Origin of the sequence: Maridesulfovibrio salexigens DSM 2638 (assembly GCF_000023445.1) — a bacterium.
In the GTDB taxonomy this organism is placed as follows: Bacteria; Desulfobacterota; Desulfovibrionia; order Desulfovibrionales; family Desulfovibrionaceae; genus Maridesulfovibrio; species Maridesulfovibrio salexigens.
On sequence record NC_012881.1, the window covers coordinates 144,097 to 169,887 of the forward strand.

25 protein-coding genes are annotated in these 25,791 nt (G+C 49.1%); 18 read left to right on the forward strand and 7 right to left on the reverse strand.

The annotated features are described in order from the left end of the window. The first annotated feature begins 36 nt into the window (after positions 1-36). The 3 genes from DESAL_RS19535 (at position 37) to DESAL_RS00690 (ending at position 3,397) form a co-directional block, all read left to right on the forward strand. On the forward strand, positions 37-2,589 hold the full coding sequence (locus tag DESAL_RS19535; RefSeq protein WP_012765726.1) for an RHS repeat-associated core domain-containing protein: 2,553 nt from the start codon (positions 37-39) through the stop codon (positions 2,587-2,589). Next, positions 2,561-2,977 (forward strand): hypothetical protein, encoded by a 417-nt coding sequence (locus tag DESAL_RS00685; RefSeq protein WP_012765727.1) that lies wholly within the window; start codon positions 2,561-2,563, stop codon positions 2,975-2,977. The genes DESAL_RS19535 and DESAL_RS00685 overlap by 29 nt, the downstream gene beginning before the upstream one ends. Before the next feature lie 120 nt (positions 2,978-3,097). Further along, complete coding sequence (locus DESAL_RS00690) at positions 3,098-3,397, forward strand: hypothetical protein (RefSeq protein WP_012765728.1); 300 nt, start codon at positions 3,098-3,100, stop codon at positions 3,395-3,397. A gap of 26 nt (positions 3,398-3,423) precedes the next feature. Here DESAL_RS00690 and DESAL_RS00695 read toward each other — a convergent pair whose 3' ends face one another. Continuing rightward, on the reverse strand, positions 3,424-4,062 hold the full coding sequence (locus DESAL_RS00695) for a TetR/AcrR family transcriptional regulator (protein ID WP_012765729.1): 639 nt from the start codon (positions 4,060-4,062) through the stop codon (positions 3,424-3,426). Positions 4,063-4,242: 180 nt separating this feature from the next. Here DESAL_RS00695 and buk point away from each other — a divergent pair, with 180 nt between their 5' ends. The 5 genes from buk to DESAL_RS00720 all read left to right on the forward strand — a co-directional run bounded on the left by buk (position 4,243) and on the right by DESAL_RS00720 (position 9,557). Then, positions 4,243-5,334, forward strand: coding sequence for a butyrate kinase (buk, locus tag DESAL_RS00700; protein WP_012765730.1), 1,092 nt, complete (start codon positions 4,243-4,245; stop codon positions 5,332-5,334). A gap of 266 nt (positions 5,335-5,600) precedes the next feature. Beyond that, complete coding sequence (nifU, locus tag DESAL_RS00705) at positions 5,601-6,440, forward strand: Fe-S cluster assembly protein NifU (RefSeq protein WP_012765731.1); 840 nt, start codon at positions 5,601-5,603, stop codon at positions 6,438-6,440. 2 nt (positions 6,441-6,442) lie between these two features. Further along, positions 6,443-7,633, forward strand: a complete 1,191-nt coding sequence (gene nifS / locus DESAL_RS00710) for a cysteine desulfurase NifS (protein WP_012765732.1) — start codon at positions 6,443-6,445, stop codon at positions 7,631-7,633. A gap of 105 nt (positions 7,634-7,738) precedes the next feature. Next, the gene (gene cysK, locus DESAL_RS00715; RefSeq protein ID WP_012765733.1) at positions 7,739-8,662 is read left to right on the forward strand and encodes a cysteine synthase A; all 924 of its coding nucleotides are present in this window, start codon (positions 7,739-7,741) and stop codon (positions 8,660-8,662) included. Positions 8,663-8,672: 10 nt separating this feature from the next. After that, positions 8,673-9,557, forward strand: coding sequence for a serine O-acetyltransferase (locus tag DESAL_RS00720; protein WP_012765734.1), 885 nt, complete (start codon positions 8,673-8,675; stop codon positions 9,555-9,557). A gap of 82 nt (positions 9,558-9,639) precedes the next feature. Here DESAL_RS00720 and DESAL_RS00725 read toward each other — a convergent pair whose 3' ends face one another. The 4 genes from DESAL_RS00725 to DESAL_RS00740 form a co-directional block, all read right to left on the reverse strand. Then, complete coding sequence (locus DESAL_RS00725; RefSeq protein ID WP_012765735.1) at positions 9,640-9,933, reverse strand: type II toxin-antitoxin system RelE/ParE family toxin; 294 nt, start codon at positions 9,931-9,933, stop codon at positions 9,640-9,642. Beyond that, complete coding sequence (locus DESAL_RS00730; protein ID WP_012765736.1) at positions 9,923-10,168, reverse strand: CopG family ribbon-helix-helix protein; 246 nt, start codon at positions 10,166-10,168, stop codon at positions 9,923-9,925. Before DESAL_RS00730 ends, DESAL_RS00725 begins: the two co-directional genes overlap by 11 nt. A gap of 128 nt (positions 10,169-10,296) precedes the next feature. Then, complete coding sequence (locus DESAL_RS00735) at positions 10,297-11,202, reverse strand: caspase family protein (protein ID WP_012765737.1); 906 nt, start codon at positions 11,200-11,202, stop codon at positions 10,297-10,299. Positions 11,203-11,237: 35 nt separating this feature from the next. After that, positions 11,238-11,708: a DUF2628 domain-containing protein gene (locus tag DESAL_RS00740; RefSeq protein ID WP_012765738.1), complete on the reverse strand. Its 471-nt coding sequence runs from the start codon at positions 11,706-11,708 to the stop codon at positions 11,238-11,240. A gap of 281 nt (positions 11,709-11,989) precedes the next feature. On the opposite strand from DESAL_RS00740, the gene hisS reads away from it, so the two are divergent. The 6 genes from hisS to DESAL_RS00770 all read left to right on the forward strand — a co-directional run bounded on the left by hisS (position 11,990) and on the right by DESAL_RS00770 (position 18,999). Continuing rightward, a complete protein-coding gene (hisS, locus tag DESAL_RS00745) occupies positions 11,990-13,228 on the forward strand; it encodes a histidine--tRNA ligase (protein ID WP_012765739.1) in 1,239 nt (412 codons plus the stop codon). A 32-nt stretch (positions 13,229-13,260) separates the two neighbouring features. Beyond that, complete coding sequence (aspS, locus tag DESAL_RS00750; protein WP_012765740.1) at positions 13,261-15,084, forward strand: aspartate--tRNA ligase; 1,824 nt, start codon at positions 13,261-13,263, stop codon at positions 15,082-15,084. Positions 15,085-15,427: 343 nt separating this feature from the next. Continuing rightward, on the forward strand, positions 15,428-15,940 hold the full coding sequence (gene def / locus DESAL_RS00755; protein WP_012765741.1) for a peptide deformylase: 513 nt from the start codon (positions 15,428-15,430) through the stop codon (positions 15,938-15,940). Then, entirely contained in the window at positions 15,916-16,866 is a 951-nt protein-coding gene (gene fmt, locus DESAL_RS00760; protein WP_012765742.1) for a methionyl-tRNA formyltransferase, read from the forward strand. The genes def and fmt overlap by 25 nt, the downstream gene beginning before the upstream one ends. A 15-nt stretch (positions 16,867-16,881) precedes the next feature. Then, positions 16,882-17,700, forward strand: a complete 819-nt coding sequence (locus DESAL_RS00765; protein WP_012765743.1) for a DUF116 domain-containing protein — start codon at positions 16,882-16,884, stop codon at positions 17,698-17,700. A 15-nt stretch (positions 17,701-17,715) separates the two neighbouring features. Further along, positions 17,716-18,999, forward strand: coding sequence for a transcription antitermination factor NusB (locus DESAL_RS00770; RefSeq protein ID WP_012765744.1), 1,284 nt, complete (start codon positions 17,716-17,718; stop codon positions 18,997-18,999). Positions 19,000-19,061: 62 nt separating this feature from the next. Here DESAL_RS00770 and DESAL_RS00775 read toward each other — a convergent pair whose 3' ends face one another. Further along, positions 19,062-19,823 carry a tetratricopeptide repeat protein gene (locus tag DESAL_RS00775; protein WP_012765745.1) on the reverse strand — a complete coding sequence of 254 codons (762 nt, stop codon included), beginning with the start codon at positions 19,821-19,823 and terminating at the stop codon, positions 19,062-19,064. Positions 19,824-20,147: 324 nt separating this feature from the next. On the opposite strand from DESAL_RS00775, the gene DESAL_RS00780 reads away from it, so the two are divergent. The 4 genes from DESAL_RS00780 to DESAL_RS00795 all read left to right on the forward strand — a co-directional run bounded on the left by DESAL_RS00780 (position 20,148) and on the right by DESAL_RS00795 (position 25,020). Beyond that, entirely contained in the window at positions 20,148-20,714 is a 567-nt protein-coding gene (locus DESAL_RS00780) for a helix-turn-helix domain-containing protein (RefSeq protein ID WP_012765746.1), read from the forward strand. A gap of 12 nt (positions 20,715-20,726) precedes the next feature. Next, positions 20,727-22,373 (forward strand): AMP-binding protein, encoded by a 1,647-nt coding sequence (locus DESAL_RS00785; protein WP_012765747.1) that lies wholly within the window; start codon positions 20,727-20,729, stop codon positions 22,371-22,373. 240 nt (positions 22,374-22,613) lie between these two features. Beyond that, positions 22,614-23,171: a helix-turn-helix domain-containing protein gene (locus DESAL_RS00790; RefSeq protein WP_012765748.1), complete on the forward strand. Its 558-nt coding sequence runs from the start codon at positions 22,614-22,616 to the stop codon at positions 23,169-23,171. 202 nt (positions 23,172-23,373) lie between these two features. Then, a complete protein-coding gene (locus DESAL_RS00795; RefSeq protein WP_012765749.1) occupies positions 23,374-25,020 on the forward strand; it encodes an AMP-binding protein in 1,647 nt (548 codons plus the stop codon). A gap of 186 nt (positions 25,021-25,206) precedes the next feature. Here the strand turns inward: DESAL_RS00795 and DESAL_RS00800 are convergent, their stop codons facing one another. Continuing rightward, positions 25,207-25,734 carry a DUF2059 domain-containing protein gene (locus DESAL_RS00800; RefSeq protein ID WP_012765750.1) on the reverse strand — a complete coding sequence of 176 codons (528 nt, stop codon included), beginning with the start codon at positions 25,732-25,734 and terminating at the stop codon, positions 25,207-25,209. Between the last annotated feature and the right edge of the window lie 57 nt (positions 25,735-25,791).

Genomic DNA, 25,791 nt, shown 5'->3' on the forward strand with positions numbered 1-25,791 from the left:
CGGGCTTTCATTGGTAACTTAAATAACGGAGAATTTATGAGTTTTAGAAATGACTTCAGGTTGCGGCCCAAAAGCCGAAAAGAATTAGGTCTTGGCCTGCGCATGTATGGTGAGAATGAAGAACCGCAGATTCAGATCGAAAATATGTGGGAAGTCTACTCCCCGTCCACAGGTATGGTCTTACTGGAACCGAAACCGGATTTCTCGGAATTTTCACGCGGTGACCGCATGTATCCGTCCATGATGAAGCCGGAGACCAAGGTCCGTTGGGAACAGAAGAACAAGGAATGGGAGATTGAAAAGGAACGTTATGCATGGCGCAAGCGTCTGGCCCATCTGCGTTTCATGCGTGAAAATCAGGAACTGCCGCTGGTTCAGGCTTTGGCACAGACTGATTACGCAAAAGCACTTATTGAAGAATTTAGCGCTAAGCAACCGCAACAACCGCAAACAGGTACAGGCGAAGATCTGCATGATGAATTTGAGCGCGATGGCGTGGAATTCGATCCCGAATCCCCGATCCGCGTAACTCCTTTTGTTGTACCCGGAATGGAAGAACCGTTTTCCGTGCTGGCAACTGCAAGGGATGAAGACGGTCGCATTGTGGAAAAACTGTGTGCCCTTGAACCAAAGGATCATCATGTTCACTACGATTATGATGCCGGAGGCAGGCTTTGTGCTGTCTGGAAAGATGAGCGGCTCATTGAGGAATATAAGTACGGCAAGCAGGGCGAGCGTTATTTCGGTTCCACCCCGCAGACCGGACAACGTCGTTTCACTTATGGTCCGGGGCTGCGTCTGGAACGGGCCGGGGAAGTTAAATATTCTTACGATGGCGATGGCCGTCTGGTCATGAAACAGGACGGCTTGGATGTCACAACCTACGAATATCACTACTCCGGTCAGCTTCAGCAGGTCAATCTTCCTGATGGGCGCCGTGTTTCATATGTTATCGATCCTCAGGGCAGGCGCATGGCCAAGTCGGTAAATGGCATGGTTGCGGAAACCTACAGCTGGCATGATTTCACCACCCTTTCCATTGTTGCTTTTGAGGACGGCACGCGCATGGAATTTGCCTATGATGAAGAAGGCGATCCCGTTGTAATGCACTACAATGACGAACTATATTCTCTAGCATCGGATCAGGTCGGCACCATCTACATGGTTGCTAACAAAGATGGTCATGAGGTAAAGCGGATTATTCGCGATTCGTTCGGAAATATAATTGTCGATACCAATGACCGCATGAATATCCCTGTTGGTTTTGCTGGCGGTCTCTATGACCGGGATACCGGACTGGTCCATTTCGGGCATCGTGAATACGACCCGTCCTGCGGTAGGTTCATCACTCCCGATCCCATCGGGATTGAAGGCGGCGATGTGGATGTTTACGGGTACTGCCATGATGATCCGGTTAACTTTGTGGATCGGGTGGGGCTGGCGAAGAGAGGGATTGATTATTGGATTGAGTCAGGCCACAACCTTTATTATGAGCAAGCAAAGGATAAGTCTCAATCTCGCACTATGGAATATAGAAAGGGACGTGATGATAGTAAGTCCCAGACAATGGAAGGTAAGCCGGAACATCCAGATTTGTCTTGGGAAGAACAAATGGAGGCCTATGGAGGTCATGTTGAAGAACAAAATGGTGATGGTGAAGATTCTTCAGATGACGAAAAAGGAAGCGCTGAAAGCGCCGAGGGAAGTGACGATTCAGGAAGTTCAGAAGGGAAAGGTTCAGGAGAGAGTTCTGACAGCGGTGAAGCTGGTGGAAGTTCAAGCTCCCAAAGTCCATTAACTAAGCCCGCTGATCGCAATGCGTCCGGGGGAAATTCTTCAGCAGGTTCAGAAAGTAAATCTAGAGAAAGAAAAGGAACGGAAGGACAGTCTGGTGATCTAGCACAAAGATTCGGCAAGGATGCTCCTGACACCGCTTCAAAAGCGGAACCTAGTGGTGCAAACCCCAGCAAGCCTTCTAATCCCAGTGATGTAAGCAAACCTGCCCAGCCCCAGCATCCGGGGCAAAAAGACGGTTCAAAGAATGAAAGGGGAACTTTTGGAAAAATTGCGGATGGGTTGAAAGGTTCAGCGAAGAAAATTTCCAAAGGTATAGACGGACTTGGTGAAAAGAGTGCCGAGGGAACCAAGAAAGCCGTTACTAAAGGTTCTGAAGCTGCTGGAAAAGCATTTAAAGATGGCTTGAAAGCAGCAGGTAAGGCTTCTAAGGAAGTTGCGGAACAGTACAAAAACAACAAAGCTTTTCGCAATGCTTTTAACACTGCTATCGCGGCAGGCATGGCCCCTAAAGCTGCTGCGGCATATGCCGCCGGGGGCGGGGCGGCCATGGCTAATGCTTATCGTTCTTTGATGCAGAGGGGAGCGGTCGAGGTTGTGCCTAAAGTTGCGTCTATACCAGGGGCTGAAAGGTTTGCAAAAGGAGCACATGATTTTGCTACAGCCCAAGATCCAACAAGCATTCCTAAGTATACGATAGGGGGAGGTTTGGGATCGATATGGGCTGGCAGAGATCAGATACAAAGTAATGCTAAGGATATATATAATGGGACGAAAGAGTATTTTAGAAAATAGATTTATTAGACCGGAGAGACTGATATGGATTGCGATAGGGCTTTTCATGATTCTCTATGACAGGCCTTGGGCCCCACATGCGGATGTTTATTCGAGGGGAATGCAGGTAAGTTTATCAGGTAGGTGGTTGGGGGCAGGGTTTGGTCTGTGTATAATATTAGGAGGGCTACTATATGAGTTTCCCAAAAAAAAATATCACGAACAAGGAACAATTTGTCCCAAATGCCAGACCCCATTCGGGGTTGAACACGGCAGAGCACCTAAAAACGGCAAATGCCCCGATTGTGATGTCAAACTTGAGCCGATCGACGGTTTCTATGACCGTCATCCAGAATTAAAGGATGAAAAGAACGAGTTCCCCGAAGATCTGATGGATGACTTGAAGTAAATATGGCAGCCCCGGCGTGTTTTGCGTTGGGGCTGTTTTTTTGAATAGGGCCCTTTACTTGCCCGCATTTCCCCTACCTGCTAGCTTCCTCAACAATACCACTAAAAAGGAGCTACCCATATGGACGCATCCACTCTCAACATCATCCTCACCGCAATCATCCTCCTCGGCGCAACTGTGCTTCCTTTCATCTTGGGCACAAGGCTGCGCCGTTCCAAGCCGAATGTGCTTTGGATCGGCTTGCTGCTATGTTTTATCTTCGGACCTGCCGGACAGGTTTATGTAGAAGGTTGGATTCCGTGGTTTTTGGTCGTGCTCGGAGTTTGTGTCGGGGCGCAGCAGTTTCTGTCAGCGGAGATGGCTATGCTTGCAATGGTGGTTGTTTCTCCGCTGGTTATGTATTTCAGGATGCGTCGTTAAAAAATAAATGAGGCTTCTATGGATCGTTAATCCAGAGTTTCCGGCTTCAGGCACAGCAGTCCTTTGAGCATGCCCTGCATTGCCGCTTCCATGCGATCCCAGCCGACTTCGTCTTGCAGGCTGACCCCGCCGTAATGCTTGGTGTTCAGGGAGCGGATGGAAAGATAGGAAATAGCCCCGCCTAATATTGCTACTGCGGCAGCAAGGTCTACATCATCAGGTACGTCCGGGGTCATGTGCTCGAAAAATTCCAGTGCGGTTCTTACCCGTACATCTTCCAGTAATTCCGAAAGCTGAGTCCGTTCCAGCATTTCCCAAGCCAGCAGGCGTAGGGTGTCCGGTCTTGTTTCCAGAGTCCGGCGCAGGGCGGTAAAAAAAGCAGCTACCTGTTTTTCCGGTTCGACTTCCGGAAATTCGGATGGGGCATTGGCCAGCAGCTCTTCAGTGGTCGGCCAGTAAATTCCGGATACCGCCAGTTCACTCAACAGATTTTCCAGCCCATTGAAGTAGCTGTAGAGAGTTTTGCGGGTCACTCCTGCCTTGAGCGCAATTTCATCCACGTCAAGATTATTGAATCCGGTTTTCGCGGCACATTTGTAGGCTGCATGCAGAATTTTTCTGCGTGTAGCGGTCAGGGTGTTGATGGGTACTACTTTTAAAGTCATAACGGCAGCCTTTTGAGTGAAAGGTGTTGTTTGTATTTGTAATTATACCATATTTTAAAAGGTAACTCCGACTTGATTTTAGTCAAGGACTCCGGGAATGTAGCGTGTTACTTTTGTTTTTCTCCATTTTAGCACATAATGCATAAACTTAAACTTGCAGTAAACTTACGGAGAATATGAATGGGTTCGAGAATTCTTGTAATCAATCCCGGATCAACATCAACCAAAGTGGCGATCTTCAACGAAGGTAAAATATCTTTTGATGCTGAAGTGAGTCATCCCCGTGAAAGAATAGATAAATTTTCCACTGTAATGGAACAGAAAGAGTTTCGCAGTGCTGCTGTTATGGATCTTATTAAAGATGAACTTGCGAAAGGAACACCGGATATGGTCGTCGGGCGTGGCGGTTTGCTTAAGCCCATCCCCGGTGGACCGTATTCAATAAACGATGCGATGATTTCCGATCTGGAAAGCGGTCGTTACGGTGTCCACCCTTGCAACCTAGGTGCAATATTAGCCCGTGAATTTGCGGAATTCTGGGAAGTTCCCTCCATGATAATGGATCCGGTGGTTACTGATGAAATGGATCCTGTTGCCAAGGTTACCGGACTGCCGGAAATCAAGCGGCGCAGCGTTTTCCATGCCTTGAGCCAGCGCGGAGTAGCCCGCAGCGTGGCCGCTGAAATGGGATTGGAGTACGAACAGGCTAAATTCATTGTCGGTCACATGGGCGGTGGTGTTTCCATCGGTGCCCATAGGTATGGCAAGGTCGTTGATGTAATTAACGCCCTTGACGGTGAAGGGCCATTCAGTCCGGAGCGTTCTGGGACATTGCCAATCCTTCCCGTCCTCAATCTGGTTGAGTCCGGTCAGTATACTTTCGATGAAATGCGAAAGGTTGTGACTTCCAGATCAGGCGTTTTAGGATTGCTGGGAACTAATGATATGCGCGAAGTGCAGGCTCGCATGGAAGAAGGTGACGATGAAGCACGTTTGGTATTGGAAGCACTGGTTTACAATGCATCCAAGTATATCTGTTCTTTTATCCCGGCTCTTATGAAGGACGACCCGCAAAAGCGCCCCATCGATGCAATTATCTTAACTGGCGGAGTTGCCCGTAGTAAGCTGCTGGTCAAGGCTGTGGAAGATGTTGTCGGATTCATTGCTCCGGTGAAAGTTGTCACCGGCCTTGAAGAAATGGAAGTGATGGGTCGTGGGGGCTTGGCCGTGCTGCGTGGTGAAATGCAGCCGCAGGAGTATCATTCGGATTAATTTGACTCATCTTTTTTGATGATTTTTTGGGGGTGATTCAGGTCACCCTCTTGCTTTTTAGCTATTACAACCTAATATCTACGGTGAAAGTATAAAAAACTTGCTAAGCAAAGGGCTTGAGCGTAAAATAAATCATACCAAAATGGTATGAAATTTTGTTGAATAATAGAAAGCAGGCCGTTTTTCTTTCGAAAATAACCGGAAGAGGGTATGCTTAAGATATTTCTTATAAACCAGATTCACGCAATAGAGATGCGGAGGATAATATGTGGGAATATACTAGTAAGGTTCAAGAGCATTTTCTCAACCCCAAGAATGTCGGGGTAATTGAAGACGCGGATGCAATCGGCGAGGTCGGTTCTCTTTCATGCGGTGATGCCCTGAGGCTGTTTCTCAAAATTGATGATGAAGAGCGCATCGTGGACGCAAAGTTCCAGACTTTTGGCTGCGCCAGTGCGATTGCTTCCAGCTCCGTGCTTACCGAACTGATCAAGGGTATGACTCTTGATGAAGCTGCACAGGTCAGCAACAAGGATATTGCCGAGGCCCTTGGCGGACTGCCCAAGGAAAAGATGCACTGTTCCGTAATGGGCCAGGAGGCACTTGAAGATGCCATTCGCAAGTACCGCGGCCTTGGAGCTGCTCCGGCCCCCGAAGGAGAAATTGTCTGTAAGTGCTTCGGTGTGACAGATCTTCAGATCATCCGCGCAGTCAAGGAAAACAAGCTGACTACCCTTGAAGAAGTTACCAACTTTACCAAGGCCGGTGGCGGTTGTGAGGAATGTCATGGACGCATCGAAGAGATCATCACTGAGGTCCTGACCGGTGAAGCTGCCAAGCCTGCTCCGGAACCGGAAAAGCCTGCCAAGCTGACCAACATTAAGCGTTTCCAGCTGGTGACCAAGGTTATTGATGAAGAAATTCGTCCGGCCCTGAATAAGGACGGCGGTGATATCGAGCTCATCGATATTGACGGCCACGAAGTGATCGTTTCCCTGCGCGGTGCCTGTGTAGGATGTCCTTCCAGCGGACGTACTCTTAAGGACTTTGTTGAGCGTCGCCTGAAGGAAACCGTTGAACCTGAAATCAGTGTTCGGGAGGCCTAGTCATGCCAGCATATCTTGATAACAACGCCACCACTATGGTCGCACCGGAAGTACGCGAAGCAATTCTGCCCCTGCTCGCTGACGAGTACGGTAACCCTTCCTCCATGCATCGCCTCGGCGGTCAATCCGGCATGCTTATGGAGCAGGCCCGTCAGAAAATAGCAGCCGGGTTAAACTGTGACCCCGATGAGATCATTTTTACCTCCTGTGGAACCGAGGGTGATAATACTGCTATCTTTTCCGCCCTCGAAGCACAGCCCGAAAAGCGTCACATCATTACCACCCGAGTAGAGCATCCGGCGGTACTCAACGTAGCCAAGCATTATGAGCGTAAGGGGTATGATGTTACCTACCTGTCCGTGGATTCCAAGGGTAAGTTCGATATGGATCAGTACCGCACTGCTTTCCGTCCCGATACCGCCCTTGTTTCAGTCATGTACGCCAACAACGAGTCTGGTGTGATTTCGCCCATTAAGGAAATGGCTGAAATCGCTAAAAAGCACGGTGTGCTCTTTCACACTGATGCAGTGCAGGCTGTGGGTAAGATTGCCATTGATCTCCAGAATCTGCCCGTGGATTACCTTGTTCTTTCAGGACATAAAATTCATGCCCCCAAGGGGATCGGAGCTCTGTTTGTGCGCAAGAATGCTCCCTTCCGTCCCTTTATGCTCGGCGGGCATCAGGAGCACGGCAGACGTGGAGGAACCGAGAATCTTCCCGGTATTGTAGGTCTCGGCGTGGCTATGGATCTTGCCGTTAAGCATATCGATGACGAGAACACCCGCGTGCGGGCAATGCGTGATCGCCTTGAAAAAGGCCTAATGGCAGCTATTCCAGACTCCATTATTAATGGTGATCAGGAAATGAGACTGCCTAACACCCTGTCTATCGCTTTCAAGTACATTGAAGGCGAGGCTATGCTGCTCATGCTTGATCAGTTCGGCATTGCTGCCAGTTCCGGTTCGGCTTGTACTTCCGGCTCCCTTGAACCTTCACATGTACTCCGTGCCATGGGTGTGCCGTTTACTTTTGCCCACGGTTCACTCCGTTTTTCCCTGTCCACCTACAACACTGACGAGGATATAGATCTCGTTCTCAGGGAGCTGCCGCCTATTATCAGCAGACTGCGTGAAATGTCTCCTTTCCGTCGCGGTGATGAAGGACTCGATTGGGTAGACGATCACGATCATTAAGAATTAAAGGGCGAAATTTTATTTATTGTAAAATTTCGCCCATATTTTGCTTTTTGCATTGAATTGAGGCAGGAGTTTAGAAAAACAATATCAAGTGGGTTTAATATGAACATACATGATTCCATGATCTCACTGGTTGGAAATACTCCTCTGGTGAAGTTGAATAAAGTTACTGAAGGCTGCGCAGGTCAGGTTGTCGCCAAACTGGAATTTTTCAATCCCTGCTCATCGGTTAAAGACCGTATCGGCGTTTCCATGATTGAGGAAGCTGAAAAGCGGGGCGCACTTAAGCCGGGCGCAACCGTTGTTGAGCCGACCAGTGGCAATACCGGAATCGGGCTGGCTTTTGTCTGCGCAGTGAAAGGCTACAAGCTTATTTTGACTATGCCGGAATCCATGAGTCAGGAACGCAAGGATCTGCTTAAAGGTTTCGGTGCAGAGTTGGTGCTGACTCCGGCGGCAAAAGGTATGACCGGAGCAGTGAATAAGGCCAAGGAAATTGCAGCCGCAGATCCGGATGCTTTCCTGCCTTTGCAGTTCGATAACCCGGACAACCCGCTGGCGCACCGCAATAAAACCGTCAATGAAATCTGGGAAGATACTGACGGCAAAATTGATGTCTTTGTGGCCGGAGTCGGTACCGGAGGTACTCTTACCGGAGTCGGTTCTGAGCTGAAGAAACGCAATCCGGCAATTAAGGTTATTGCGGTTGAACCTGAAAAATCTCCGGTCCTGTCCGGCGGCGGACCTTCCCCGCACGGCATACAGGGCATCGGGGCCGGCTTTGTCCCTGAGGTTTTGCATACTGAGCTTATTGACGAGATCGTCAAGGTTGCGGACGAGGATGCCATTGCCATGTCCCGCAGGCTCATTCAGGAAGAAGGAATTTTGTGCGGTATCTCAGCCGGAGCAGCGGCTCATGCGGCTGTAGAGATCGCAAAACGTGAAGAAAACAAGGACAAGCTGGTGGTCTTTGTCGTTCCCGATACCGGGGAACGTTACTTAAGCACCGCTTTGTTCAAGGACTGAGGTTTAAAAAATGGTTAGTAAGATCGGCGGCTCCGTGCTGACGAAGGTTGTGGACGCCTTGTGCGAGGAAGAGTCATATCAGACAGTTTATCACATGCCTGAACATGACCGTCCCATGCCTTCTATTGCTGCACTGGGAGAGTTTGTGGAAAGGCTGCGGGCGGTTCTGTTTCCCGGTTATTTCGGGGATTCCGAAATCCGTCCCGAAACTATGCGTTACCACATCGGGGGCAACCTTGATGCGGCTTACCGGATTCTGGAAGAACAGATTCTGCGCGGACATTGTTTTTTCTGCAAGGCCGATGAATTTAACTGTACCAACTGTGAGGCCGATGCCCAGCGCATCGCCTCAGAGTTTATGATGAAGCTGCCGGAAATTCGCCGCCTGCTGGCGACTGACGTGCAGGCTGCTTATGTGGGTGACCCCGCGTCCAAGAGTCCAGGGGAGACCATCTTCTGCTACCCCAGTATCATCGCCATGACCCATCACCGTATAGCTCATGAGCTGTACAAGCTGGACGTGGATCTCATTCCGCGCATCATCGGCGAGATGGCTCATTCCAAGACCGGGATCGATATTCACCCCGGTGCACAGGTGGGCGAGCATTTCTTCATCGACCACGGAACAGGTACCGTTATCGGTGAAACCTGCATCATCGGTCGCAATGTCCGTCTCTATCAGGGTGTGACCCTCGGGGCGAAGAGCTTCCCGCAGGATGATTCAGGTAACCTGATCAAAGGAATTCCCCGTCATCCCATTGTGGAGGACGATGTCATCGTCTACTCCGGGGCAACCATCCTCGGCCGCGTGACCATCGGCAAAGGCTCGGTTATCGGCGGTAACGTCTGGGTGACCAGATCGGTGGATGCCGGTGAAAGGTTGCTGCAAAGATAAAAATTGGTTTTTTAAGAAATAAAATCCCCCAACTGTGGCATCAGTTGGGGGATTCCTGTTTGTTTGCAAGGATTAAATTTTCTTAAACAATATCCCAGTCTTTGGGTAATTTCCTGCGGGTGTGAAAAACTCGCAGTATTTCCACAACGTCGTTTTTTACACGGTACGGGATGATGTAGGGATATCGATCAAGCACCAATTCTCTGGTTCCCGGAACTCTGCCGGGACGGCCTTTTTGAGGAAAATTGCCGAGTAAATCGCCTCGGTCTCGTATATGCGAGTATGTTTTCTGGGCTAGGTCTACATCTTCAGTTGCTAAGTATGATGCTTCGGCATCAAGATCTTTTAACGCACCCCTAAGCCATTTAACGCGCATTTTTCATCCACTTTTGATCCATAGCGTCAAGCTCTGATTCAGTGGCGAAGTCCTCAGCGTCAGCTTCTTTCAAGGCTTTTTCAATTTCTGTTATCTGCCATGCCTCGCGTGCAACGAATTCTTCCATGGCCTGATTTACCAGATGTGACCTGCTTCTTTTGGTAGCAGTTGCTAATTTATCTAATTTTACTATTAATTCCGGATTAGTGCGGATTGAAATCTGTTTTGTCGGCATATGTCCTCCCGATTGGGATACATTGTATCCCAATGTAAAATAAGGCTCAACTTAAATATGGTGTGGTGTTTTCTTTCATGGGTGTGAAATAAAAAAAGCCCGGTTAACCGGGCCTTTTTGCTTTTTAGCTAATTCAACAACATATCCATGACTTGCTCATCCTTGCTCTTTTTGGGCTTAGGTCTCGGCTTGGGAGTCGGGGGCGGAGTCTGTTGTTGCTGAGTTGTTGTAGATTGGCTTGATGCCTGTGATGAAGATGAACCGGAAGAGCCTTTGCCGGAGAAGTAGAAGTCACCGACCAGCGAGGAAGATTCCCACGGAACCTGTTTGCGGCTGGTGTCCTTTATCACTCCTTGGCGGACTTTCTTGAAGAACTGCTCAATGGTCAGACCCTTGTGGTTCATGTTGTTGAGCATGTGGGTTACATAAGGGCTGTTGTTGCCGCGACCGTCAAGGGCAGTTTTGCCCGGAGCGGTGGCAAAGGCGATAAATGACCCGGTCGGGGCATCCATCTGGGCCAGACCGTTACGCATGGAACGGAAGCTGCGCTTAAAGGGGTTGTTGCGGCAGGCATCGAGGATGACAATGTTCATGCTGTTTCCGGCATCTTCCATTTTCGCCAGCACCTTTCCGGCATCAATGGCTTCATACTGTACGTCTGATTGTCCTTGAACGGACATCCCCAGCGGACAGAGGTAGTTGATTCCGTTAACCTGCAATCCGTGTCCTGAAAAATAAAACAATCCCACATCATAGCTTTTGAGCTTGCGCCCGAAGTCATCAATGGCTCGGCCCATGGTATTGCGGTCTGCATTTTTGACCACCATGACATCAAATCCGGCTTTCTTTAGTGAACGGTTCATGGCGACCACATCATTGACCGGGTTTTTTAGTGCCCCGATTTTGGAGTAGGCCGAGTTTCCGATAAGCAGTGCCAGCCGTTTCTGGGCAAGGCAGTCACTGGCGGAAAGCAGCATGATCGATATCGCCGCTACAAAGAAAGAGCTCAGCAGCCTGAATGAGAAAGTTTTCATTGAGGACCCCCTTCAAATATAAGTGTCTATTCTCCTTATACCATAACTTGATGGAAAGAAAAGATGAAGGCACTTCCGAAGAAAAGGGACATAAAGAAAATCCAGAGCGGTTGCAGGAAAAAGCACAGCAGGCCGACAAATTTTACCCAGCCGTGCACTCCCCCGGTATCGCGCATGATTATTGAAGCTCCTCCAACCGGAGCGGTGGACTTGATAGCACCGATCTTGGCAGTGGAGTCACGGTAGTAGAAGAAATATGCGCTCATGCCGTAGCCGATCTGGGCAATGAAGTTGCCGAAGGGCAGAAAGCCGATCAGAAAGGTGACTGCGGCCCAGAAGTACATTTTGCGATATAGGAACCACCAGAACCCGAATAAAAATGCAGGCCAATGCCAAGTTACAGTGAAGCCGTCATGCAGCTGTTGGAATTTGGCGAAGTTGAAAAGGTATTTACCCGCATTGGGGCCGATGTATTCTTGGTAATCCTGTGAAGTTATCATTTCCATAATGTTTAATCTCCTGAGCCCTTAATGCCGCAGCTTAGACTAATTAGCAACCAGGCAGCTGTTAAAGTGCATGTGCATATACGCATTCTTCCGATCTTTTTTACTTGCGCATTGCATCCGGTTCTTTCATAGCTGTTTGGTGATTTGGGCGAATGACCGTGTTGCCGCAATGGTTTTTGACATTCATATGATAATAGACTAACGAAATTTGGTTCCACGCTCCGTGCCGGGGGCGGACTACAAATATCAGCATTCCCCGGAAATTCGCAAAGAGAAGAGAGATGGCAAAAATACAGAAAATCAAAGGTGTTGCAGACCTCTTTCCAGAGGATAGTGCAAGATATGCGTTCATGGAGAAGACTGCAAGGGATGTTTTCTCTTCATATGGTTACGGGGAACTGAGAGTACCTATTCTGGAAAAAACAGAACTTTTCTGTCGTTCCATCGGTGAGGAAACCGATGTGGTCCAGAAAGAAATGTACACTTTCCCTGACCGCAAGGGTCGCTCCCTGACCATGCGCCCCGAGGCTACCGCCGGTATTGTGCGGGCCTACGTGGAAAATAAAATTTACCAGCCGGGCAAGGTCAGCAAATTTTTCACCTTCGGTCCAATGTTCAGGTACGAAAGACCGCAGGCTGGACGCATGCGTCAGTTTCACCAGATTGATGCGGAAATTTTCGGGGCAGCTGAACCTCAGGCCGATGCTGAAGTTTTGCTTATGCTCTCTTCCTTTTTAAGCAATATCGGTTTGGAAAAACTTTCTTTCGAATTGAATTCCCTTGGTTGTCCTGAATGTCGTCCCAAGTACAATCAGGCTTTGAAGGATTTCTTGGCTTCCCTTGACCGGGAACAGCTTTGTGATGACTGTCAGCGTCGCATGGATACAAACCCTCTGCGGGTGCTCGATTGCAAAAGCAAAAATTGCAAAGCCCTTACCGAAAATGCGCCCACTCTTCCGGATCACCTTTGCGGAGAGTGTCGTGAACATTTTGATACCGTCATCGCCCTGATTGACGAGGCTGGCCTCCAGTATACCCTCAATCCCCGTCTTGTACGTGGATTGGATTACTACCAGCGCACAGCCTTTGAAGTTACTTCCGGTGATATCGGAGCCCAGACAGCAGTTGCCGGCGGCGGTCGCTATGATGGGTTGGTAGAATCTCTTGGCGGTCCCAAAAAGGTTCCGGCAATCGGTTTTGCCTGCGGCATGGAACGTCTTGCCATGTTGCTGGAAGGTGAGTTTGAACCTGCAGCAGATTTTTACGTGGCTCTTGTAGATGAAAGAGCTGCCAAGGATTCTCTCATTTTCGGTGAGAAGCTGCGTCGCTCCGGCCTTAAAGGTGAAGTTGGCTTTACTGCTAAAAGCATGAAAGCTCAGCTGCGCCATGCTAATAAAATTAACGCGCAGAAGTGTTTTATCTTCGGTGCGGAAGAATTCGAAAACGGAACGGTCACCATTAAGGATATGGCCGAAGGCGGCGAGCAGGAAACTGTCAGCCGCGACGAATATTTTAAGTAGAAAATTTCAAATAATATCGGGAGAGACTAAAAATGTCTGAACAAATTGAAGAACGCGATTACGACGAATACCGAGTGATTGAACCCCTTGGAGATTGGACACGTACCCATAGCTGCAACGAGATCACCGCAGCAAATATGGGCGAAAAAGTCCTGATCATGGGTTGGGTTCAGTTTCGCCGCGACCACGGCGGCCTGATCTTCATCGACCTGCGCGACCGTGAAGGTCTCACTCAGGTTGTTTTCAGCCCTGAGCACAATGCTGATGCTCACGAGCGTGCTCACGCTATCCGTTCCGAATACGTGGTAGCTATCAAAGGTGAAGTTCGTGAACGTCCCGACGGCATGCGCAACACCAACCTGACCACCGGTGAAATCGAAATCGTTGTTGATGAGTGGAAACTTCTCAACACTTCCGAAACTCCCCCGTTCGCCATTGAAGACCGTTCCGACGCTTCTGAAATGCTGCGTCTGAAATACCGTTTTCTGGATCTGCGTCGCCCCGTGCTTGCCAAGAACTTCATTCTGCGCAACAAGGCTGCACAGTCCGTTCGCCGTTACCTCGACAACCTCGGTTTCCTCGAAATCGAGACTCCGGTACTGACTAAGTCCACTCCTGAAGGTGCACGTGACTTCCTCGTACCCAGCCGTATGAACAACGGTGATTTCTACGCCCTGCCGCAGTCCCCGCAGCTCTTCAAGCAGATGCTCATGGTTTCCGGCATGGACCGCTACTTCCAGATCGTTAAATGTTTCCGCGACGAAGACCTTCGCGCCGACCGTCAGCCCGAGTTCACCCAGATCGATATCGAAATGAGCTTTGTGAATGAAGAGCAGGTTATGGGTATGGCTGAAGAAATGGTTCGCACCGTCTTCAAAGAGACTATCGAAACCGAACTGCCCGCATCCTTCCCCCGCATGACTTACGCTGACGCCATGCGTGATTACGGTTGTGATAAGCCTGATGTGCGTTTCGACCTCAAGCTTCAGGAAGCTACCGATATCTTCAAGGGTTCCGACTTCAAGGTTTTTGCCAGCTCCGAGCTGATCAAAATCCTGCGCGTACCCAACGGTGCAGAGCTTTCCCGTAAGGAAATCGACGAATACACCAAGTTTGTTGAAATCTACGGCTCTAAAGGCCTTGCATGGATCAAAGTTAAGGAAGACGGCGAATGGCAGTCTCCCATTGTTAAATTCTTCTCCGAAGAAGAGTGCGCAAAGCTGCGTGAGCTCACTAACTGCCAGCCCGGCGACATCCTCTTCTTCCAGGCCGGAGCAGCCGACATTGTCAACGCCGCTCTTGCCGCTCTGCGTATCAAGCTCGGTGAACGCTTTGAACTCATCGATGAGTCCAAGTTCGCACCCCTCTGGGTTACCGACTTCCCGCTGCTTGAGTACAACGCAGACGAAAAACGCTACGTTGCCCGTCACCATCCCTTTACCTCTCCGCAGGAAGGGCAGATTGACGAACTGGGTGACAAGCCCGCTGAAGCACTCGCCCGTGCATACGACCTCGTAATGAACGGTTACGAAGTAGGTGGCGGTTCCATCCGTATCCACACCCCCGAAATGCAGCAGAAAATGTTCGCTGCTTTGGGTATCGATGAAGAAGAAGCACGAGCTAAGTTCGGCTTCCTCATGGATGCGCTTCAGTTCGGTGCACCGCCGCACGGTGGTATTGCTTTTGGTCTGGACAGACTTATTATGATTCTGTGTGGCGCAAAATCCATCAGGGACGTTATCGCTTTCCCCAAAACTCAGAAAGCGACCTGTCTGATGACTGAAGCACCTTCCGGCGTTTCCAGCACTCAGCTTAGAGAGCTTGGTGTACGTCTGAGAGAAAAGAAAGAAGCATAGATTTGATGCGCTTCGCGCTATGAAGAATTAAAGAGCCTTCGGCGACCCCGCCGGGGGCCTTAAACCCTTTTGATTCGCCTCGTCCTGAGGCTCACCCCTTCGGGGTGTTGCCTAAGGCAACTTCCAAATCAGCCTTCCTGCTGATTTGTCGCAAAAGGGTTTAAGAATCCCAAAACGTTTTGGTAGTTTATGTTTTGGGTAGATTCGAGAATTGTGCTTGTTTAAAATAAAACAGGGCGTTTCGTATCACTAATGGCGAAGCCCTAATAAAAGTTTTTGAAGAGTCCAGAGAAACTTTTTTCAAAAAATTTCTTTGGCCCTCGGAGAGCCGCCGGAGGCTTATATGAAACTAGATATTTTAGCTTATCCTGAAGAGTCTTTGAAAGAAGTCTGTTCCAGAGTTGAGGAAGTCACTCCTGAGCTGAAGGAAATCATCGATAACATGATCGAGACCATGTACGAAGACGATGGTGTGGGCCTTGCAGCCCCGCAGGTCGGAGTCCAGAAGCGTCTGATCGTTATTGATCCTTCCGGCCCCAAAGAGCGTACTGACTTGCAGGTTATCATCAACCCTGAAATCGTTGAAAAGAGCAGCCAGAAGGTGGATTCCGAGGAAGCCTGCCTTTCCTGTCCCGGTTTCAAATGCGTGATCAAACGTCATGAGACAGTTACCGTAACCGGTACTGACCCTGAAGGTAATGATGTCCGCATTGAAGCAGACGATTTTCTGGCCATTGTGTTGCAGCATGAAATTGACCATCTGGATGGAACCCTCATTGTCGACCGTGTAGGCCGCCTGAAACGTGCAATGTACGATAAGAAGGTAAAAAAATGGCTGAAAAGCGCTGGAAAATAGTTTTCATGGGAACACCGGACTTCGCGTCCACCATTCTCGAGTATCTCGTGGAATGGGACGGATGTGATGTCATTGCAGCTTACACCCAGCCGGACCGCAAATGCGGCCGCGGGCAGAAGGTGCGCTGTTCCGCTGTAAAGGATGTTGCTCTTAAGAATGATATCCCGGTTTACCAGCCCTTGAATTTCAAGGACGAAAAAGATGTTGAAGAGCTGCGTGCGCTGGAACCTGATTTTCTGGTTGTTGCAGCTTACGGATTGATCCTTCCTCAGTCTGTGCTGGATGTCCCCGCAGTGATGCCCATCAATGTGCATGCTTCCCTGCTGCCCAAGTATCGCGGTGCCGCGCCCATCCATAGAGCGGTTGCCAATGGCGACCATGCCACCGGGATTACCATCATGAAGATGGAAGCAGGACTTGATACTGGTCCTATTCTGGTTCAGCAGGCGCTCGGCATTGCCTGGGATGACTTCACTGGTAAGGTTCATGATGAACTTGCCGACATGGGCGGTCCGCTGGTCATGGAAACCCTGCTGCGCTATCGCGATGGTCGTTTGACCGTTATGCCGCAGGATGATTCCATTGCTACTTATGCTGAAAAACTGAGCAAGGAAGAAGGGCTGATCGATTGGAATCTTCCGGTCAAGGAAGTGCACAATAAGATCAGGGGCATGTACCCGTGGCCCGGTGCTTATTACTTCTGGACTCCGGAAGGCAAAGACCCCATCCGCCTTGTGCTTTCTCCCGGTAAGCCCGGTGATGATGAGGTTGGGGAACACGCACCCGGAACCATCGTTGGCGAGTCTGACGGCATGCTCGGCATCGCCTGCCAAGATAAAATTTACCTCGCATCCAAGGTCAAGCCTGCCGGAAAGAAAGAGATGGACGGCAAAGCCTTTATGTGCGGTTACATGAATAAGTGTTAACTTCGGATTTAATAGATGAGTGTAGAAAAAGATAACAAAAAGCGTCTTTTCATTGGTCTGATCACTGGAACCTGCGTACTGCTTTGTGCGTTTCTGGCCTTGCTTTGGTATGTGCCTTATGCCGGACTGGATTCTTTTGGTGCGTGGGCTTCCTGGACTTGGGGCCTGTTCATTTTCGCACTCATCGTGCTGGTCGGCTGGGGCTATGTTGGTCTGCTTACCAACGTTGTGCTCCAGCGAACCTTTCCTTTTTCGCAGAAGGCGCGTGGGCTTAGCGTTAAGCTTTTCCTGCCCCTGATGACCATTCTGGGACGTGTGTTCGGACTTTCCAAACGCAAGATCCGTGGCTCCTTTATCAAGGTTAATAACGAGCTTGTCCTTTCAGAGGTAGGCCGTTTTGATCCTGAAAAGATCATGATCCTGACTCCGCATTGTTTGCAGGCCAGCCGCTGCGATATGCGTCTGACCTATGACATCAACAATTGCAAACGTTGCGGTCTGTGCACCATCAAGGGACTGCTGGAACTTCGCGATAAATACGGGGTTCATTTTCACGTAGCCACCGGGGGCACCATTGCCCGCCGCCTGGTTGTGCAGAACCGTCCGCGCATGATCATTGCAATTGCTTGTGAGCGTGATCTTGCCAGCGGTATACAGGATACCTATCCTCTTCCGGTTTACGGCGTGCTTAACGAACGTCCTAACGGTCCTTGTCTTGATACTCAGGTTTCCCTTATCGATGTAGAGAATGCGCTGCGCCGTTTTATCAAGGAAGATAGTCTCCCCGCAGATGCGGACAAAAATGTTGCGCTGACACCTCTTACCGGGCTTTAAGCCGGGAACCCGTTTATGAAGAAAACAAATTCTCTACCCGGACCAAGGGGAGTCGCCTACGAATGCGTGACCCGTTCCCTTGACGGCGGGGCAGATGCTCAGGCTGTCTTGGATAATGCCCTTACAGCAGCAAAACTGGATGGCCGTGACCGGGGTTTTGTGACCGAAATTCTTTACGGTTACCTGCGCATGCGTTTGAGGTTGCAGTCCGTTCTTAATTGTTTCCTCTCGCGTCCTGACGGTCTGCCTGCTCCTATACTGCGCGTGCTGGGCATGGCTGCCTATGAAATCCTGCATATGGATGTTCCGGCTTATGCTTCCGTGGACTGGGGCGTTGATTCTGCAAAGCGTCTTTCGCGCGGCAAGCTTGGCGGTCTGGCAAATGCTGTACTGCGCAAGGTTGCCCGTTTAGCTGAAGACGGTGCTGACGAAGATTTTTTTCGCCGCAACAGCGATTCCGAAATAGAATTTCTTTCCGCGTATTATTCCTGTCCGGAATGGATCGTAGAGCTTTGGGTGGACAGCTATGGTCGTGATAAGGCTGAGCAGTACCTTGAAGCGCAGATTTGTCCTCCTGCCGCAGGATTTGTTCTTGATACCAAGAGCAACGAGGCCAAGGCTGCCGCTGAGCAGTTGTTGGAAGAGAATGATTACATTGCCTCTGACGGACAGGCTTTCGCCTTTTATTCCGGTTACTGGCCGCAGGCATTCAATGGCTTGAAAGAATCCGTTACCCGTCAGAGCTACGCAGCTCGCGAGGCTCTTTCCGTGTTGGGACCTTCCGAATGGCCCACTCCGGTCTGGGATGGATGTTCCGGTCGTGGCGGCAAGTCAAGATTTCTACATTCAAAGAATATTTCACCCATTATTGCCAGTGACCCGCATGCCAGAAGGCTGGCGGCATTGAAGCGGGAAGTTCCGTCCGTAGCGTCATTCCGCGCCTCAGCTATTAATCCGCCACTGGCAAAAGAGTCTATCGGAACAGCTTTGCTTGATGTTCCCTGTTCCGGGCTGGGCGTGCTTTCACGCAGGCCGGACACCAAGTTCAAGCGCACACCGGAAGATGTAGATTCTCTGGTTCACCTGCAATCACGCATTCTGGATAACACATGGGAAACCATACGTAAGGGTGGACGACTGGCTTACATCACCTGCACTCTTAATCCGGCTGAAAATGAGGGGCAGATCGGAGCTTTCCTCAAACGGCACAAGGATGCGGTCCCGCTCAAAGAGTGGACCACACCGCCGGATTCGGAACTGCATGAATTTTTCTACTCAGCTTTGATTGAGAAAAAGTAATTAAAAAATCCCCTTTCATCATTTGATGGAAGGGGATTTAAATTTTGTCGATATCTGAGTGTTTAAGCGACCTGTTCAGGATGGTGCTTTTTGAGAAACTCCAGAAATTTGGATGCTTCGTCGTGACTGGCATTCAGCTCAAGGGCTTTTTTCAAGTGGGCGGAGCATTTATCAAGCACGCCTTTTTCAAAATAGGCCCGGGCAATGTTGTAATGCAGGTTTTCATCATTGCTGGTCATTTCAAGTGCTCGTTCGTAGTAATCAATGGCCTGATCCTGCATGCCAGTCTTGCGTAGGTTGATGCCGAATTCATTGAAAAGGTGTTTGTGCTCAGCCTGAAAAGCTGCATCAAGTTTGACAAGTCTGTTAAAAATGTCGTTGGCCTTGTTGGATTCCCCGCGTTCCATGTAGGTCAGTCCGAGGCCGAAGTTGGCTTTAACGTTATCTTCATCAACCCCCAGTGCATTCTGAAATTCGAATTCGGCACTGTAAGTAGCCCCGGCCTGCCTTGCTTTTTCGCCACGTGTAATGGTGGAGTTCAGCTCCTGCATTTTGGGGTAGACTGTGGAAACGTAAAATTCGGGCTCAGGCGAGTACTTGGAAAGAAACTCTTCCATGGGGACAACAGATTTCGGTCCGGCGGGAATGTAACTTGTGTTCAGGGCCTGCACTTCTACATTCTCAGGATTAAGCTCTTCAGCCATCCAGTACATTTTGCTGATGGTCCGGCGCACGGTGGTACCTGTACCGATCTTCTGTACATTCTGACTGGAAAAGACACCCTTGATTGTTTGTCTTCCTGAGTTTTGTTCTGCCGCGGCCATTTATTGTACCTTTTGAATCCCTGTTATTTATGCGCACTATAGATAATATTTACAAAAAATTCCACTAACAAAATTTAGTATTGACGCACAATTATAATTGATGAAAGTCGTCACGCGTAAAAATCTGTTAATGCCTAATTTTGTTCTTCATTTTTCTTGATGGAAGATTTAGAGTGACTGCCGCTTTGATGATTGTTAAAAAATGGTGTTTCATTATGAGGTTGATGACAAGTGATCGACATTAATGTAAGTACTCATTTTTAGCTTTTTTATGTAGTTTTATCAAAATGCCGTAAAAACGGGCTTAGACCAGTAGAGGGAGTTATGAGCAAAGCAAAAGTAGGACATCGTATTAAGACATTCAGGGAAAAACAGGGCCTTAGCCTTGAAGAGTTTTCCTCACGCACAGGCCTTGGAGTTGATTTCCTTGAAGCCGTAGAAGAAAAAGAAAAATATCCCTCCCTAGGTCCCCTACTTAAGATTGCAAGAGCCCTTGGCGTTAGACTCGGCACTTTCCTTGACGATCAGGTCAGCAAAGATCCCCTTATCGTTAAGCTTGGCGAGCGTAAGGAAGAGTTTGCCATGCATTCCGATCAGGAAAAGACCGCATCCATGAAGTACTTTTCCCTTGCCAAAGGCAAGAGCGATCGTCACATGGAGCCTTTTTTCATTGAAATCCAGCCTGAGGACGGAGAGCCCAAGCTGACCTCTCATGAAGGCGAGGAGTTCATTATCGTTGTTTCCGGTAAGCTTAAAGTTGTTTACGGCAAGGAAGAAAGCGTGCTGGAAGCAGGCGACAGCGTTTATTTCAATTCCGTAGTTCCGCACTATGTTGCTGCTGATGGCAATGAAAAGTGTGATATCTACGCGGTTCTTTATTTCCCGGAATAAGAGAGGAGTTTCATGGAACAATCACATCTTAGGGAAATTACTCTCGGGGCATTGCTGGATGAGGCTGTTGAAAAATGGCCCGATCAGGAAGCCGTTGTTTATGTGGACCGCGATTTCCGCCTGACTTACCGTGAATTCGGTGAACTGGTGGATGATCTGGCCATGGGCCTTATGGCTCTCGGGGTCAAGAAAGGTGAGAAGGTCGCTGTTTGGGCTACCAACGTGCCTTACTGGGTAGCATTGCAGTTCGCTACAGCGAAAATCGGGGCTATCCTGCTGACCGTTAATACTTTTTATCGCACCACCGAGCTGGAATACCTGCTCAAGCAGTCAGAGTGCGAAAACCTCGTCATCATTGATGGTTTTAGAGAGATTGATTATCTCCAGACTGCATATGACCTGATTCCCGAACTTAAGACTCAGGAACGCGGTTACCTCAAAAGCGAAAAATTCCCCGATCTCAAAAGGGTATTTTTCCTCGGTCAGGAAAAGCACCGCGGCATGTATTCCATGGCTGAGGTTATCAACCTTTCCGCAGTGACCACTGAAGATGATTACGAAGCGCGTCAGGCAACGCTTGATCCGCATGATGTTGTTAACATGCAGTACACTTCAGGAACCACCGGGTTCCCTAAAGGTGTTCAGCTGACTCACTACAATATCGGTAACAACGGATTCTGGATCGGTGAGAACCAGGGCTTTAAGCCCGGTGACCGTCTTTGTCTGCCCGTGCCTCTATTCCATTGCTTCGGTTGTGTTCTAGGTGTTCTGGCTGCGGTGAACCATGGAACCACAATGGTCATCCTTGAAGGATTTGACCCGCTGCTGGTCATGGCTTCCGTTGATCAGGAAAAGTGTACCGCCCTTTACGGCGTACCGACCATGTTCATCGCTATCCTTGAACATAAGCTGTTCACCAAGTTCGACTATTCTTCCCTGCGTACCGGTATTATGGCCGGATCGCCATGTCCTATTGAGGTCATGAAGAAGGTTATGGACAAGATGAACATGACCGACATTACGATCTGCTACGGTCTGACCGAGGCTTCCCCGGTTATGACCCAGACCCGCATGACTGACAGCATCCAGCGCCGTACCGAAACAGTCGGGCGGGCTATGCCTGAAATCGAAGTTGCCATCATCAACCCGGAAACTGGTGAGATGTGCGAAAACGGTGAAACAGGCGAAATCTGCTGTCGCGGCTACAACGTAATGAAGGGCTACTACAACAACCCTGAAGCCACCAATTCCACTATTGATATGAACGGATGGCTTCATTCCGGCGACCTCGGAACCATGGATGACGAAGGGTATGTTGATGTAACCGGACGCCTCAAGGATATGATCATCCGTGGCGGTGAGAATATCTATCCGCGTGAAATTGAAGAGTTCCTCTACACCATGGACGGTATTCTCGATGTTCAGGTGGCTGGGGTGCCCAGCGAAAAGTACGGGGAGCAGGTCGGAGCGTTCATTATCCTTAAGGATGGTGTAGAAATGACCAAGCAGGATGTTATCGACTACTGCCGTGGTCAGATTTCCCGCTACAAGATTCCCAAGTTCATTACTTTCCTTGACGCTTACCCCATGACCGCAAGCGGCAAGATTCAGAAATACAAACTCCGGGATATGGCTGCAGAGCTTTATCCTGACGCATAATTTATAAGCCTCCGGCGGACCTGCCGGGGGCCTTAAACCCTTTTGGCAAAAGGGTTTAAGAATCCCAAAACCTTTTGTTAGTTTTTGTCAGGAGGTAAATTTGGGAATTTTGCATTTTAAAATGACTATTTTGTGCTGACGGTGGCGGAGCCTTGATAAAAGGTTTTGAAGAGTCCAGAGAAACTTTTGCAAAAAGTTTCTCTGGTCCCCGAAGGGCCGCCGGAGGCAAATGGAGGCAAGATGAGTAACGAACAGGCTTATAAAGAAATTGCACCGAGGCTTGCGGGCCTGCGTGATGCAATGGATATGAGCGTTGAAGAGCTGGCCGAGAAGGTCGGGGTTACCCCTGAACGTGCTGCGCAGTACGAATCCGGTACTGTGGAGATTCCGGTCAGTTATCTGATGGATGTGGCCCACCTTTGCGGAGTCAGCCTGACAGTGTTGATTTCCGGCAGTGAAGCCCACCTGACCAACTATGCACTGGTGCGCAACGGCAAAGGTCTTAATGTCGACCGTCGTAAAGACTATGACTACAAGAACCTTGCTTCTACTTTCGTAGGCCGCCGCATGGAACCTTTCATGGTCGAAGTACCGTCCAAAGAGGTTGCCGATATGAATTTCACCACCCATCGCGGGCAGGAGTTCATTTACGTGCTTGAAGGACGTCTTGAGTTAAGGCTCGACGATTCCGTGCTTGAGCTTGAAGAAGGCGATTCCCTCTACTTTGATTCCAATACTCCCCACGCTCTGCGAGGTCTTGACGGCAAATCCGCTCGCATGCTGGACGTCATTCTCTAGCGTGGCACCCATAAAATTCATCTGGATGAATTTTAAAAGAAATAAATAGAAATTTATTTTGGATGTCACGCTACAGGTCGCTTGCTGCTCATAGGGCACAGTCGTCCTGCGGTAAAAAACACGGTTTTTACATTAGAGAATATAACGTCAACCAACAGCAAATATCAGGATATAAAGCTATCCTCCGTGGAGATATAAGATAATGGAAAAGCAGAAATACGGCTCTAACGAAGAGTTCTGTACCGAATACAAGACAGAAGTTCCCGATAATTACAACTTTGCCTTTGATTGCGTGGACAAGATCGCCGCTGATGATCCCAGCCGCTTGGCAATGATCCATGTCGGACCGGACGGCACCCGCACTGAAAAAGATTTCGACTTCTTTTCCAAGAAGTCCGCACGCCTCGCCAATGCTCTAAGCAAGGCCGGGGTAGAAAAGGGTGACCGCATCATGATCATCCTTTACCGCCGCATCGACTGGTGGGTATCAATGCTGGCCTGTCATAAGATAGGTGCTGTGCCCGTACCTTCACCGAACCTGCTTACTGTGAAGGATATTCAATTCCGAGTTAATTTTGCCAAGATCAAAGGCATCATCGCTGAAGATTCCGTAGCTGACCGTGCTGATGAAGCTCACAAGAGCTGCCCGTCCCTCAAGGTAATGGTTCAGGCTGGTGAAGGCGATCTGCATGACGGCTGGCTTGATTTCGAAACCATCTGTGGTGAAGCTTCTGACTCTTTCCCCCGTCCGGCTGATTGCGCTGGCGGTGATGATTCTCTGCTCATCTTCTTCTCTTCCGGTACAACCGGACAGCCGAAGATGGTTGAGCACACTCACAACTATCCGCTTGGCCACTATGTGACCGGTGCTTACTGGCACGATCTTGAGCCCGGTGCCGTTCACCTGACCCTTGCTGATACCGGTTGGGGTAAGGCTGTCTGGGGTAAATATTACGGTCAGTGGATGGCTGGTGCTGTGGTATTTGTCTGGGATTTCCGTGGCAAGTTTGAGCCTTCCGAGCTGCTGCGTGTTCTGGCTGACAACAAGGTCACCAGTTTTTGCGCACCTCCCACAGTTTACCGTTTCATGATCCGCGAAGATCTTTCAAAGTACGACCTTTCCGCGCTCACGCACTGCACCACCGCAGGTGAACTGCTTAACGCATCTGTGTTTGAAGCATGGAAAGAAGCTACCGGACTGCCTCTCTATGAAGGTTACGGACAGACTGAATCCGTGCTCCAGATCGCAACTTTCCCCAATATGACCCCTAAGCCGGGGTCCATCGGTAAGCCTTGTCCGGGCTGGGATATTGCGCTTATCGACACCGAAGGCAACCTTTGTGCTCCCGGTGAAGAAGGACAGATCTGCGTCAAGCTGGATCCCCGTCCCGTTGGTCTGTTCACCGGATACCTCGATGAGCCGCAGAAGACCGAAAATGTCATGGTCGACGGTTACTACCAGACCGGTGACAAGGCTTGGATGGACGAGGACGGCTATTACTGGTTCCTCGGCCGTACTGATGACCTGATCAAAAGTTCCGGTTACCGTATCGGACCCTTCGAAGTTGAGTCTGCGCTGATCACCCACGATGCCATTGTAGAAGCGGCCGTAACAGGTGTGCCTTGTGATGTTCGTGGTCAGGCCGTAAAAGCAACTGTTGTTCTCGCTCCCGGCTACGAAGGTAGCGAGGAGTTGACCAAGGAATTGCAGAACCACGTTAAGAAGGTTACCGCGCCTTACAAATACCCGCGTATCATCGATTACGTGACAGAATTGCCCAAGACCATCAGCGGCAAGATCAAGCGTGCCGAGATCCGCGCTAAGGACGAGGCTGACGCAAAGGCATAAAGGTATGCCTCCGGCGGCGCTTTCAGCGGGACCAAAGAAACTTTTTAAAACAAGTTTCTTTGGACGCTTCAAAAACTTTTAGTTTGGCTTCGCCTCGTAGCTTGTAAAATACGTCTAGTAAAAAGACCGCAATATCTTTCGAGATATTGCGGTCTTTTTTGGTAAAGTGAAACTGATCGTTAATAATTACTTATGAACTGATTTACTTTTTATTAATTCGGCCATTCTTTCTTCAAGCATCTGCTCATATTTTAACGACATAATGCTGCTGGCGATCCGGTTGGCCCGTTGTTTCCATTTACTCAATATTACAGGCATTTTCTTAATCAGTCTTTTACCTGCTTTGGTTTTATAAAATGCCGATATTTCATGTAGTTCTGTTATGCTGAATTCCTGCGTATAAATTTCAGCGTATGTTTGTTTAAAGAGATCCTGATTTCTTTTCTCGTATAAAGCTTTTGTGATTACATCCTGAAATATTTCTATGATTTGCTCTTTGTATTTAGCAAGTTCTGGATTTTTGTTGATTTGACCTCCAAATGCGATTGTAGCTGTGTAGAGAAATCCCTTGCAAAACATATCAGGGTCATAGGTAAGTTCTGTTAACTCCATAGCCGCTTGGTAATGAACGTTGTCTTGAGCACATGATACAGTCGGTAATGAAAGCAAAAAAAATGTGATTAAGACAACTGATTTAATTTTAAGTAACTTCATTGGGAGTCCTCTTAATCTGGGCATATTTGTAGTGATATAAATATATAGTTCAACAAT